Annotated in this window: 9 protein-coding genes; 1 reads left to right on the top strand and 8 read right to left on the bottom strand. The window is 61.6% G+C overall.

The window, feature by feature from the left end; genetic code table 11:
• Positions 1 to 72: 72 nt before the first annotated feature.
• The 8 genes from E1K68_RS01425 to E1K68_RS01390 all read right to left on the bottom strand — a co-directional run bounded on the left by E1K68_RS01425 (position 73) and on the right by E1K68_RS01390 (position 11,327).
• Positions 73 to 1,518 carry an efflux transporter outer membrane subunit gene (locus tag E1K68_RS01425; protein ID WP_003187449.1) on the bottom strand — a complete coding sequence of 482 codons (1,446 nt, stop codon included), beginning with the start codon at positions 1,516 to 1,518 and terminating at the stop codon, positions 73 to 75.
• Positions 1,515 to 2,573, bottom strand: coding sequence for an HlyD family secretion protein (locus E1K68_RS01420; RefSeq protein ID WP_003187448.1), 1,059 nt, complete (start codon positions 2,571 to 2,573; stop codon positions 1,515 to 1,517). Before E1K68_RS01420 ends, E1K68_RS01425 begins: the two co-directional genes overlap by 4 nt.
• 15 nt (positions 2,574 to 2,588) lie before the next feature.
• On the bottom strand, positions 2,589 to 4,124 hold the full coding sequence (locus tag E1K68_RS01415) for an MFS transporter (protein ID WP_212613693.1): 1,536 nt from the start codon (positions 4,122 to 4,124) through the stop codon (positions 2,589 to 2,591).
• A 226-nt stretch (positions 4,125 to 4,350) separates the two neighbouring features.
• Positions 4,351 to 5,271, bottom strand: a complete 921-nt coding sequence (locus E1K68_RS01410; protein ID WP_003187445.1) for a LysR family transcriptional regulator — start codon at positions 5,269 to 5,271, stop codon at positions 4,351 to 4,353.
• Positions 5,272 to 5,331: 60 nt separating this feature from the next.
• Positions 5,332 to 6,204 (bottom strand): TauD/TfdA family dioxygenase, encoded by an 873-nt coding sequence (locus E1K68_RS01405; RefSeq protein ID WP_212613692.1) that lies wholly within the window; start codon positions 6,202 to 6,204, stop codon positions 5,332 to 5,334.
• Between the two features lie 215 nt (positions 6,205 to 6,419).
• Positions 6,420 to 7,784, bottom strand: coding sequence for an HlyD family type I secretion periplasmic adaptor subunit (locus E1K68_RS01400; protein ID WP_003187442.1), 1,365 nt, complete (start codon positions 7,782 to 7,784; stop codon positions 6,420 to 6,422).
• The gene (locus E1K68_RS01395) at positions 7,774 to 9,930 is read right to left on the bottom strand and encodes a type I secretion system permease/ATPase (protein WP_212613691.1); all 2,157 of its coding nucleotides are present in this window, start codon (positions 9,928 to 9,930) and stop codon (positions 7,774 to 7,776) included. The genes E1K68_RS01400 and E1K68_RS01395 overlap by 11 nt, the downstream gene beginning before the upstream one ends.
• A 41-nt stretch (positions 9,931 to 9,971) precedes the next feature.
• Entirely contained in the window at positions 9,972 to 11,327 is a 1,356-nt protein-coding gene (locus E1K68_RS01390) for a TolC family outer membrane protein (RefSeq protein ID WP_034135884.1), read from the bottom strand.
• Positions 11,328 to 11,663: 336 nt separating this feature from the next.
• On the opposite strand from E1K68_RS01390, the gene E1K68_RS01385 reads away from it, so the two are divergent.
• On the top strand, positions 11,664 to 13,111 hold a 1,448-nt coding region (locus tag E1K68_RS01385; protein ID WP_212613690.1), incomplete at its 3' end, for a retention module-containing protein.

The following is a 13,111-nucleotide window of genomic DNA, read 5'->3' as shown; positions in this document are numbered from 1 at the left end:
AAAGCTCAGAAGTGTTATTGAGAGCAATTATCATTACATCTTATTTGGCGACTGACAAAAACTCTTTGTTGCTCAGCGCCCAGCGGTCTGCAACGGGTACACCGACTCCCACCCTCCTCCCAACGCTTTGTACAGCCCGACCATGGCCAATGACACGCCGGTGGAGCTTTCCACCCACTGCTCCTGCGTTGCCAGCAACGCGCTCTGCACGGTGAGTACATTGACGAAATCCGCCACGCCTTCGACGTACTGGTGTTGTGCGGTAGTGAGGGCGATCTGGTTCTGGCGCACGGCTTCAGCCAGGCTGTCGCGGCGCAGTTGGCTGGCGTTGTAGCGGGTCAGTTGGTCGTCGATTTCATGCCAGGCACGCAGCACGGTTTGCTGGTAGGCCAGGGCCGCTTCCTGTTGCTGGGCTTCACGTAAATCCACCATGCCTTGCAGGCGCCCGCCGTTGAACAGCGGCAGGCTCAATTGCGGGCCGAAGGCAAAGGCGCGGGAACCCCAGGAGCCGAAATCCGAGAGTTGCATGGCTTGGGAGCCGAGGCTGCCGGACAGGGTGATGCGTGGGTAAAAGTCGCCCTTGGCCACGCCGATGCTGGCAGTGGCAGCGTGCAGGCGCGCTTCGGCCTGGCGGATGTCGGGGCGGCGCTCGGCGAGTTCCGATGGCAGGCCGATCGCGACCTGGCGCTGGGTTTGCGGCACAGGGGCGTCTTTGGACAACTGCGCGTGCAGGGCCTGAGGCGGCTCGCCCATCAGCAGGCTCAGGGCGTTGATCAACTGGTCCTGGCGCTGCTGTAGATCCGGCAGGCGCGCTTCGATAGCCGCGACCTGGGCGGCGGCTTCGGCCACATCCAGGTCGGTGGCCACGCCGTCGGCCAACCGCAACTGCGAGAGCTTGAGGCTGTGGCGCGCAACGTCGAGGTTTTGCTCGGTGACAGCGCGGGTGTTTTGCACGCCGCGCAGTTGGATATAGTCCTGGGCGGTCTCGGCCAGCACCGACAACAACACGGCGCGACGATCGTTTTCGGCAACTTCCAGCGTGGCGTCGGCTGCTTCGGTTTCACGCTTGACCCGGCCCCAGAAATCCAGCTCCCAAGAGGCCGAGAAGCCCATGTCCCATTGGTTGAAGGCCGAGCGGCCATTCTCGCCGGAGGGGTCGCTCAAGCCTTTGCCGCTGTTGCGCTTGCGCTGGTAGGCGCCGCCGGCATCGACGTTGGGGTAGCGCTCGGCCGTAGTCACCTGGCGGATGGCGCGGCTTTGTTGCAGGCGGCTGCTGGCCAGCTTCAGGTCGAGGTTATCGCTGAGGGCGCGGCGCGTAAGGGCCGAGAGCTGCTCATCGTGGAACACGTCCCACCAGCGTTCCTGCAACGGGTCGCTGACGGCGCGGCTGGCGGCTTGGCGGCCCTGGGGTTCGCTCCACTGGCCGACGCGCGGGGCATCGGGCCGTTGGAAATCCGGGCCGACCGTGCAGGCACTCAGGCTGATCAGGCTCAAGGTGAGCCAGGCGAGGTGTCTCATTGCTGGGCCACCTCACGCTGCTGCTCGACGGGCCGGATATCGACGCTGGCTTCCACCGACATGCCGACGCGCAGGCGCTCGGTCAGTGGCTGGTTCGGCTCAAGCACGATCTTCACCGGAATACGCTGTACCACCTTGGTGAAGTTGCCGGTGGCGTTGTCGGGTTTGACCGAGGCGAAGGTCACACCCGTGGCTGGCGCCAGGCTTTCCAGATGGCCTTTGAGCAGTTCGCCGTCAAGACTGTCGACGCTGACTTGCACCGCTTGCCCCGCGTGCATGTGCGACAGTTGGGTCTCCTGGAAATTTGCCACCACATAGGCTTCGGCCAGTGGCACCACCGCAAGGATCTTGCTGCCCGGTGTCACATAGGCGCCGACCCGCACCGCACGTTCACCGACCATGCCATCCACCGGTGCGACAATGCGCGTGTAAGACAGCTGATAACTGGCCATTTCCAACGCCGCCTGGGCACGCTTGAGTCCACCTTCGGCGGCGTCACGCTGGGCGGTGAGGATTTCCACCTGCTTGCGTTCGGCGGCCAGCACGGCGGTGGATTTAGCCAGGCGCGCAGTGGCCTGGTCGATGCGCGTCTTGGCTTGCTGGGCGTTCTGCACGGTGCCCGCACCGACGCCGGCGAGGTGGTTGTAGCGGTTCAGTTCATGTTCGGCAAAGGCCACTTCGGCGCGATCTGCTGCCACGGTGGCCTGGGCCTGGGCGATCACCGAGCTTTGGCGCTCCAGGGTCGCGCTGGCGTTTTTCAGCTGGGCCTGGGCGACGAGGGTGTCGGCATCGGCGGCCTGGGCGGCGGCGCGAAAATCGCGGTCGTCGATCAACGCCAGCAGTTGCCCGGCTTTGACACGCTGGTTGTCTTCCACCAGCACTTCCTTGATGAAACCGGCAACGCGGGGGGCGACCAGGGTGAAATCAGCCGCGACGAAGGCGTCGTTGGTGCTCTGGTGCTTGCTGCCCAGTACGCCCGGGGCGACCAGGTAAACCAGCACGCCGACGGCAAATACAGCAATAACGGAGACGGCAATTTTGTCTTTGCGTTTCATGGAAAGTCCTTGTGGTCAGGCCGGAGCGCGAGGCGGATAGATCCGCGTGGGCATCCAGAAAATCAGCAGGATCAACGCCACCGCGACACCGGCCATGACGACGTAAAGATCCGAAGAGGTCAGCACCACGGTCTGCTCGTGCACGCGGTGGGCGAGGCCCGGCGCGTCAGCGTCGGCAAGGGGCGAATTGCCCAGGCGGTCCACCAACATGGTTGAATGGAAATGCCCGCGCTGGGTGGTCAATGTATCCAGCACCGCAGTGGCGATTACAGCAGCCAGGCCCTTGACGGTGTTGAACCAGGCCGAGGCGAACGGCCCTTCGATGGGCTGGATGCTGCCGGTGGACAGCATCAGCAGCGGCAACACGGCCATCGGCTGGCCGAAAATCTGCAGCAGGTACCAGCCATAAAAGTCGTCGCGAATCCACGCCGAAGTCAGGTGTGAACTGCCGAGGCAGCACAGCACCAACATACTCAGGCCAATGCCCAGCACCCAGCGGCAGTCGACCCAGCGCAGGTTGCACAGCGCCGCCACCAGCGGCAGCGCGATCAACTGCGGCAACGCCATCAGCAGCATCACCGGTGCGGTCTGCAGCGGCCGGTAGCCCTGGACTTGGGCGAGGAAACTGGACGGGATGATGATCACCGAGGTCAGCACCATCAGCACGCCGGCCAGCACGATCAGGGCAAACGCCAGGTTACGCAGGCCAAGCATCTGCAAGTTGAAGAAGGGCAGCGGCTGTGACCATTCGTTGAGCATGAACAGCACCAGCAACACTGTGCCGCCACACAGCAGGAAGGTAATCAGGCCCGATTCGAACCAGTCCAGGCGATTGCCCTGCAACAGGCCGATCACCAGCATGCAGATCGCCGGGAAGCCCAATAGCAGGCCACGCCAGTTGAATTGCTTGAAGCGCTCCAGGCGCAGCGGGTCTTGTGGCAAGCCGTAGGCCACGGCCGCCATGGCCAGCAGGCACGGCGCGACGATCTGCCAGAACGCCCACTGCCAGCCGACGTATTCGGTCCATAACGCCGCCAGCGGCGTGCCCAGGCTGGGGCCGAAAGTGGCGGTCAGTGCGTAACCGGCCAACCCGTACAATTTGACGTTGGCCGGCAAGAAACGCAGCGCCACGGTCATCAGCATCGGCGGCAGTGCGCCACCGGCCAGGCCTTGCACGGTACGCAGCAGCAACAGGCTTTCGTAGTTCGGCGCGAACGGGCAGAGGATGCCCAGCGCGGTGAACAAACCGATAGCGCACAGCGTGAAGCGACGCAGGGAAAACGTCACCGAACACCACGGCGCGAAGGCCATGGCCGCGACCGAAGTGGCGGTGTAGGCAGCGACCAGCCAGGTGCCTTCGTCAAAACCGATGTACAGCGCACCGCGGATATCGGCGAGGGCGACCTTGGTGACCATCTCGTTGAGACCGGAGACCAGCACCGCCAGCAATACGCCAAGCAGGCCGATGATGATGCGCGGTCCGAACACGGGTGGGCTCAGGGCCGTAGGTTTGGCTGCGGCCTGGATAGCGGGGGCAGCGAGGGACGTCATGAACAGGTAACTCGGAATGAGAAATACCTGAGCAGTTTAATCGGGCACTCTCATGACAAAAAGTTACTTGTTGGCAGGTTATAAGTGCGTCAGACGCAACTTTGAACATCAACACTGAACCCTGTGGGAGCTGGCTTGGCTGCGATAGCGGCCTGACAGATGAAAATATGTTGTCTGACGCGCCGCTATCGCAGGCAAGCCAGCTCCCACATTGATTGCGTTCGCTTTATACCGGCTGGGCTTCAAGCCAGGTGGCATGACAGCTTTCGCGCATGGTTTCACGCAGCCATTTATGGGCCGGGTCTTTGTCGAAGCGCGGGTGCCAGGATTGCGCCAAGACTAGGGTTTGCAGTGGAATCGGCAGGGCAAATGCGCGCAGTGGCAGGTTCAGACGCTTGGCGCTCAGGAGGGCTTCCTTGGGTACCGGCAACAGCAGGTCGGAATCGGGCAGCATGAACATCGCACCGTGAAAGCCTGGGGCGATCATGGCCACACGGCGCTCCAGGCCTTGAGCATTCAACGCGGTATCAATGGGCCCACGGGCGATGCCACGCCGGGAGATGCTGATGTGGGAATAGCTGGCAAAGCGTGCCGCCGTGATTTCTTCGTCGAACAACGGGTGGTCTTGCCGCGCCAGGCCGACAAAGGTGGTGGAGAACAGGTTCTGCACCTTCACTTCCGGGCTGGCAGGCATGGTGTTGCTCACCCGCAAGTCCAACCGCCCTTCGCGCAGGGCTTCATCGTCGGTGTCGCCTTCGGGTACGAAACGCAGCTCACACAGCGGCGCCACGCGCTCCATGGTGTCGAACAGCCGCCCGCCATACACGCCGATGAAAAAGTCATTGGCGCGCACGCTGAAACGACGGCGCAAGGTGCTCAAATCAACTTGGTCCGCCGAACGGAACAACAACGCAGCCTGCTCCACCACATTGCGCACCTGGCCTTGCAGCTCAAGCGCCTTGGGCGTCGGCACCAGGCCACGGCCGGCACGTACCAGGATCGGGTCACCGACCGCTTCACGAATACGCGTGAGGGTGCGGCTCATGGCGGCCGGGCTCAGATTCATCCGCCGTGCGGCGCCCACCACACTGCCCTCGTCGAGCAACGCGTCGAGGGCGACCAGCAGGTTCATGTCCGGTAGTTGCATGCCAAGCACTCGTGGTCCGTTGAGAGTGAACTGGGCGCAATCCTAGCAGGCTTTATCGGGTTAGAAAGGCGCATCCCCCTGAATGGTGGTACGGAACAATTTGCGCCGCAGGTGGCTTGGGCAACCGGCGGCCAGGTGGATCAGCGAGCGGTTGTCCCAGAACACCAGGTCGTGGGGCTGCCACTGATGGCGGTAGATGTTTTCCGGCAGCACGCTGTGGGCATAGAGTTGGCCCAGCAGGTCACGGCTTTCGTCATCGGGCAGGCCGACGATACGGGTGGTGAAGCCCTCGCTGACGAACAGTGCCTTACGGCCGTTTTCCGGGTGGGTGCGCACAACGGGGTGCACCACTTCGGCAACCTGGGCGAGCTGTTCGGGGGTAAGGGTTGGGCGCCAGTTGCCTTCGAATTTGGTCTCGCTGTAGCGCGCCGTGTAGGAATGCGCGGCGCTGCGGCCTTCGACGGCGTTGCGCAGGTGGCCTGGCAGGTGCTCCCAGGCTTTGTGCATATCGGCGAACAGGGTGTCGCCGCCTTCAGAGGGCAGTTCCTGAGCATGCAGCATTGAGCCCAGGCTAGGCAGTTCTTTGTATGACAGGTCCGAATGCCAGAACTTGCCCGCATCCCCCAGGCCGATGGATTGGCCGTTCTCGATGATGTTGGAGACGATCAGGATTTCAGGGTGGTTGGCCAATAGGAATTGTTTGAGCACATGGATTTGCAGCACACCGAAACGGCGGCTGAAGGCGATCTGTTGTGCGGGGGTAATGCGTTGGTCGCGGAACACGATGACATGGTGGTCCAGGTGAGCGCGATGGATGCGGGTGAAGTCCTGGTCGTTGACTGGGCGGGACAAGTCCAGGCCGATGATCTCGGCGCCTACACTGCCGGGGAAGGGGCGGATGTCGAAGGTTTGGGGGGCGGTGGTGGCAGACATTGGATTCATTCCCGGCGGACAGGGGAGTGAATTTATAGGCATAAGGATGGAAGCTTAAATACCGTTAGCGCATATGGATATGGCGTTTGGTTTGAGCTGTAGCGTGATGCTGACGGCCTCATCGGGGGCAAGCCCCCTCCCACATTTTGATTTGTGAACCCATTCAAATGTGGGAGCTGGCTTGCCTGCGATGAGGTCGGTACAGGCGCTGAAGATCAACGCTCGTGCAACGCCTCGGCCCGCGCCTTGATGATCGGCTTGAGCAGGTAGCTGAGGATGCTTTTCTTGCCGGTGATGATATCCACCGAAGCAACCATGCCGGGGATGATCAGCAGCGGCTTCTCATCGGTGCCCAAGTGGCTGCGGTCGGTGCGCAGAGTGATCATGTAGTAGGTGGTCTTCTTGTCTTCATCAGTGATGGTGTCGGCACCGATGCGTTCGAGCTTGGCCTTCAGGCCACCGTAGATGGTGTAGTCGTAAGCGGTGAACTTGACCACCGCTTCCTGCCCTGGGTGCAGGAAGGCGATGTCTTGCGGGCGGATCTTGGCTTCTACCAGCAGGGTGTCATCCAGCGGCACGATTTCGACCATGTCGCTGCCCGGCTGGATCACACCGCCAACGGTGTTGACCAGCAACTGCTTGACGATCCCGCGCACTGGCGAGGTAACCAGGGTGCGGCTGACCCGGTCTTCCAGCGCGCGGCCGGTGGACTCTGCCTTGTTCAGTTCAGTACGGGCTTCGTTGAGTTGGGTCAGGGCTTCGCTGCGGAATTTGCCGCGGGTTTCATCGATCTTGCGTTGCACTTCCTTGATCGCCGATTCAGCACGCGGGATCGCCAGGGTGGTGGCGTCCAACTGCCCACGGGTTTCCATTTCGGCGCGCTTGAGGCGCAGCACTTCTACCGGCGACACCGCACCCTGGGCCACCAACGGCTCGGACATGTTGATTTCCTGGCGTTGCAGCGACAACTGGCTGCGGTATTGGCCCTGCTTGGAGGTGAATTCGCGCAGTTCCTGTTGGCGCTGGACGAGTTGCTCCTGCAAGCCGCCGACTTCGTCTTTCAACTGCTGGCGGCGGCTTTCATACAAGGAGCGCTCGTTGGCGGCCTGGCTCGGCGCGGCCTTGAGCACGTCGTCGGGGATGTTCAGCGGGCGGTCATCCACCTGCGCGCTCAAACGCTCGACGCGCAGTTGCATGGCCAGGCGCAGGGCTTCGGTTTCGCCGGCGTTGGAGACAAACCGCGTGTCGTCGAGACGAATCAACGGCGCGCCGGCTTCTACGATCTGGCCTTCCTTGACGTACAGCTCAGCGACAATACCGCCTTCCAGGTTCTGGATTTTCTGCAATTTTGACGACGGAATCGCCTTGCCGTCGCCACGGGTCACTTCGTCGATCTGAGAGAAACCGGCCCACACCACCAGGAATATAAAGAACGCGATGATCGCCCAGATGGTCAGGCGGATCACCCGCGGCGCATCTTCGATCAGCGCCTTGTTGACCTCGGGCAGCGGCTGGCCCTGCAGCGAATCGGAGCCTTTGAAGTAGCGGCCGACCGCACTCTTGATGGAGTTAAGCAACACTGATCTGCCCCTTCTTCAACGCTTCCATGACCACGGCTTTCGGGCCGTCCGCGAGAATCTGCCCACGGTCGACCACCAGCAGGCGGTCGACCAGGGAGAGCAGTGAGGCTCGGTGCGTGACCAGCACCACGGTCTTGTTTTGCACCACGGCTTGCAGGCGTTGCTTCAAGCGTTCTTCACCGGTGTTGTCCATGGCGCTGGTGGGTTCGTCCAACAGCAGCATGGGCGGGTTGAGCAGCAGCGCACGGGCCAGGGCGACGTTCTGGCGCTGGCCGCCGGACAGGTTCTGCCCACGCTCGCCGACTTGCAGTTCGTAGCCTTGGGGATGTAGGCGGGCAAATTCGTGCACGCCGGCCAGTTCGGCAGCTTGCAGGACCATTTCATCCTCGACGTAGCGCGCACCGCTGACCAGGTTGTCGCGCAGGGTGCCGGCCAGCAATTGAATATCCTGGGCCACATAGCCGATGTTGTGACGCAGCTCGCTCACGTCGATCTGGCGCACGTCCACGCCATCCACCAGCAAGGAGCCGGAGTCGGGCTGGTAAAGGCCAACGATCAGCTTGGCCAGGGAGCTTTTGCCCGAGCCGCTGCGGCCGATGATGCCGATTTTTTCCCCTGGCTTGATCACCAGGTTGATGTTTTTAAGCGCCGGGTTCTGCTGGTTCGGGTAAGTGAAGTTCAGGCCCCGGCACTCGATGGCGCCTTGCAGGGTGCGACGGCTCATGGGGCGCTCTTCGAAGTTGCGCTCCTGGGGCAGCTCCATCATCTGGTCCACCGAGGTCATGGTGACCTTGGCTTGCTGGTAGCGCGTGAGCAGGCCCGACAACGAGGCCAGCGGGCTCAAGGCACGGCCACTGAGCATGTAGCAGGCAATCAGGCCGCCCATACTGAGGTTGCCGTCGATGATCTGGTACACGCCGAACACGATCATGATTACGCCAGCCAGTTGCTGGATCAGCAGGGTCATGTTCATTGACAGGCCCGACAGCAACTTCACCCGCAGCTCAAGCCGGCTCAGGGTGCCGATGGTCTGTTCCCAGCCGTACTGACGCTCGCTCTCGGCGTTGTTGACCTTGACCGCATCGAGCCCGGCGAGGGTTTCGATCAGGCTCGACTGGCGCTCGGCGGCCAGCGCCATGGTGCGCTCCATGGTCGCGACCAGGGGCTTTTGCAAGGCGTAGCCGATGCCTAGGGCCAGAGGGAATGCCAGCACCGGAATCCACACCAGGTGCCCGCCGAGGATGGCGATGACCAGGAAGATCAGCAGCGTAAACGGCAGGTCGATCAGGCTGGTGAGGGTCAAAGACGCGAGGAAGTCGCGCAGGCTTTGAAACTCGTGGATGTTCTGCGCAAAGCTGCCGACCCGCGCCGGGCGGTACTTCATGGACATGCCGACGATGCGCTCGAACAACGTGGCCGAGATGATCAGGTCGGTTTTTTTACCGGCCAGGTCCAGGCAAAGGCTGCGCAGGCTTTTGAGGATCAGGTCGAACAGGTAGGCACCGCAGATGCCCACGGCCAGCACCCACAGGGTAGCGGTGGCCTGGTTCGGCACGACGCGGTCGTACACGTTCATCACGAACAGCGGCGCGGCCATGGCGATGATGTTGATCAGAAAGCTGGCGGCGATGGCGTCGGTGTAGAGCCAGCGCGAACGCATGAGGGTGTCACGGAACCACGAGCGCGCCCGTGGAATCAGGCTGCCGTGGTTGACGTCGAATTTGTGTTGCGGCTGTGCAAAGAAGACTTTGCCGATGTAGTCGTCGGCCAATGCTTCGCGCTTGATCAGCACTTCACCGCCGTCGCTTTCACTGAGCAGGATCCGCGCTTGATCTTCGCCCTGCCAGCCGAGCAGCACGGTACTGCGACCGTCCTTGAGCAACAGCAGCGCCGGCAATGCAATGGTAGGGATCTGATCCAGCTTGCGTTGCAGCAGCCGGCCTTGCAGCCCGGCCCGCGCAGCGGCACGCGACAGCAACTCGGCACTCAACCGTTGCGAAGGCAGCGGCAGGCCGGTGGTGAGCATGGCCGCACTGGCCGGTTTCTGATGCAGGGCGCAGAGCGCCAACAACCCGTCGAGTAACGGGTCATCGTGCAGTGCGCGTGGATCATGACTGAGATGAACTCGACTGACTTCAGGTTCCACGCGGCGCACTCTCGACTAACAGATGGGGCTATTGGGGTGGCTCAATTCATCCCAGGCAGTTGGACTTTAGGTTTCACGTCGTTCTGCACGACGGAGGCCATTGGTGCAACCACTCCCTGGCTCTTGAGCAATTCGCCCATGGTCGCCTTGATTCGGTACTGAGTAAATAACTGAATGTTCTTGATTTCTTCCAGGCGGCGGGAAGCAGTGAACAATTCATTCTCGCTGTCGAGCAAATCCAACAGAGTACGTTGACCAAGGCTGAACTGTTGCTGGTAGGACGTGCGTACGCGGGTGCTGTGATCCACGTACTGCTGGGCGACCGGCAATTGCGCGTTGGCGTTGTTCAGGGCGTTCCAAGCCAAGCCTAGCTCTTCATTGAGTTGGCGCAAGGCGTTGTTGCGGATGTCGAGCGCCTGGTTGGCCTGGTAGGACTTCGATTGCAGGTCGGCCTTGTTGCTGCCACCGGCGAACAGGTTGAAGCGCATGCGCACCATGGCTTCCCAGCCATTGCTGTGGTTGGGATCACCTGAGACGTTGTTGTCGGCGTTGGTGCCCAGTTCAGCGTCAAAGCGCGGATAGAATGTGGATTTGGCAGCGTCGTACTGTTTCTCGGCGGCAGAGATATCCGACTCGGCCGAACGCAGCACCGGGCTGTTGTCGAGCATCTGACGGCGCGCTTCGTTCAGGTCGGCTGGCAGCATGGCCATGAACGGGGCCGGACGCTCGAGTTCGTCGGGCATCTGGCCGACGGCGCTGAGGTAGTTGACCTGCGCGTCGGCCAGGTTTGTCTGCTCGGTGATCAAGTTGTTGCGGGCCTGAGCCAGGCGCGCTTCGGCCTGGTCCTGGTCGGCACCGTTGCCGACGCCACGCTGGGTGCGCAACTTGATCTGATCGTAGATGCGCTCGTGGTTGCGCAGGTTGTCTTCGGCCAGGCGCACGAACTCACGACGGGTCAATACTTCCAGGTAAACCTGGGCAACGGTCAGCGCAGTGCGCTCGGAAGTCCCCAGCAAGGAGTAAGCGCGGGAATTAACGTTGGCTTGTTGACGCCCGACTTCGCTGGAGGTAGCAAAACCGTCAAAAATCATTTGCTGCAGGCGCAGGCTGGATTCGCCGCGGTTGAGCGTCTCCCAGTGATTGCCGCCAGGGTTATTGGCACGGCTGGTGGCATTGTCGGTTCCTTGGCGGCCGTAACCGGCGTTCAAGTCGACACGCGGCAGGTAGCCACCTTGTGCGGCGCGCAATTGGTAATCGGCGGCGATGCGGCTGTTAACACCCGCCTGAATTTCCGGGTGTACGTCCAATGCCTGTTGCATGGCTTGGGGCAGTGTCTGGGCTTGTACGAAACTGGCGGCGAGAGCGAACGGTATTGCCTTGAACAGGTGCAGACGCATTTAAAATTTCCCCAAGACTTCTTGTCTTAAATCACAGCGATTGGCACCGCTGCGTCGGATAATGGCTACCGTAATGACCGTACGTCGGAAAGTTCGAAAAGCGGAACTGCTTCACACATGTAGGACGGTTCGCCGCATAAATATCAATGTGACATTACTAGGGCGATTGTTTAGGATGGCGACCATAAGGTCAATAGTTTGGCACAAACTAGATAGCTAAAAAATCCAGCCAAATATTTGACGTCAATGCATTTATAGACTACGCCCCCAGATTGGCAGCGCTAATAGCGCGCTGCGAAATGGATTTGTCGAAACGGATCGCCGGAGAAAATTTTAATGAGCAGTGTTGTTGCCACCGTCAAAAGCATTGTTGGTCAAGTTTTCGTAATTTCTCCGGAAGGTACTCGTCGCGTCCTCATTGAAGGTGATCGCTTGTTCGCGGGCGACCAGATCGACACCGGTATGTCGGGCGCCGTGAGCCTGGAGCTGGCCGACGGTCGCATCCTGGACCTGGGCCGTGACACCCAGTGGAGCGCCGATATGCCGGACTCCACCACCGACCTGGCGGCGGCCAGCGAGCAAGCCGCGCCATCGGTGGCCGAGTTGCAACAAGCCATCGCCGCCGGCGCTGACCCGACCACCGACCTGGAAGCCACCGCAGCTGGCGCAAACGCTGCCGGTAACGGTGCCGCCGGGGGCGGCCATAGCTTCGTGGTGCTGGATGCGACCGCCGGCCGTGTAGACCCGACCATCGGCTTCCCCACCGCCCCTATCGGCCAAGGCACTTCAGCACTCAACGCCCTGAGCGGAGCACCAGGCTCGGCGGACTCGGGCAACCAAGTGCTGCAGCCTTCGACCTTGACCCTGAGCGCGACGCCAACCATCACCGAAGCGGGCGGCGTGCTGACCTACACCGCCACCGTGACCCGGCCTTCCACCAGCGATCTGACCGTCACTTTGACCAATGGCGCGGTGATTACCATCCCGTCGGGCCAGTTGACCGGCACCGTGAATGTACCTCTGGCCCCTAATGACAGCCCGTACATCGACCCGGGCCAGATCAGCGTCGGCGTTACCGGTACCACCGGCGGCGGCAACCTGGTATTGACCATCGACCCTAACCCGGCCGTGACGCAGATCACCGATACCATCGACACCACCACGGTCACTCTGACCGCTGGCTCGACCGTAACCGAAGGTGGCCAGATCACCTACACCGCCACGCTGACCAACCCGGCACAAACCCCGGTGAACGTCACCTTGAGCAATGGCTCGGTGATCACCATCAAGGCTGGCGAGTCGACAGGTACCGTTGTGGTCGATACTCCGGCTAACGACGTCTATAACAACGGTTCGACCGTCAGCACCACCATTACCGGTGCAACCGGCGGCAACTTTGAAAACCTGGTACCGAGCACTACGCCGGCAGTCACCACCATTACCGATTCGGTCGACACCACCACCGTTACCCTGACAGCCGACGGCAGCGTGACCGAAGGCGGGCAGATCACTTACACCGCCACCCTGACCAACCCGGCGCAGACCCCGGTGAATGTCACCTTGAGCAATGGCTCGGTGATCACCATCAAGGCTGGCGAGTCGACCGGCACCGTTGTGGTCGATACTCCGGCCAACGACGTCTATAACAACGGTTCGACCGTCAGCACCACCATCACCGGTGCAACCGGCGGCAACTTTGAAAACCTGGTACCGAGCACTACGCCGGCAGTCACCACCATTACCGATTCGGTCGACACCACCACCGTTACCCTCACAGCCAACGG

This window comes from Pseudomonas sp. B2021 (genome assembly GCF_018135665.1).
In the GTDB taxonomy this organism is placed as follows: domain Bacteria; phylum Pseudomonadota; class Gammaproteobacteria; order Pseudomonadales; family Pseudomonadaceae; genus Aquipseudomonas; species Aquipseudomonas lactis.
Note: the sequence above shows the minus strand (reverse complement) of the source record. Positions and strands in the feature narration are given on the sequence as shown.

Excerpts from the sequence above, each read along its gene's own strand:
- E1K68_RS01410 (WP_003187445.1), bottom strand. The coding sequence starts at position 5,271 with ATGCAACTACCGGACATGAACCTGCTGGTCGCCCTCGACGCGTTGCTC.
- E1K68_RS01390 (WP_034135884.1), bottom strand. The coding sequence starts at position 11,327 with ATGCGTCTGCACCTGTTCAAGGCAATACCGTTCGCTCTCGCCGCCAGT.
- E1K68_RS01415 (WP_212613693.1), bottom strand. The coding sequence starts at position 4,124 with ATGACGTCCCTCGCTGCCCCCGCTATCCAGGCCGCAGCCAAACCTACG.
- E1K68_RS01420 (WP_003187448.1), bottom strand. The coding sequence starts at position 2,573 with ATGAAACGCAAAGACAAAATTGCCGTCTCCGTTATTGCTGTATTTGCC.
- E1K68_RS01425 (WP_003187449.1), bottom strand. The coding sequence starts at position 1,518 with ATGAGACACCTCGCCTGGCTCACCTTGAGCCTGATCAGCCTGAGTGCC.
- E1K68_RS01405 (WP_212613692.1), bottom strand. The coding sequence starts at position 6,204 with ATGTCTGCCACCACCGCCCCCCAAACCTTCGACATCCGCCCCTTCCCC.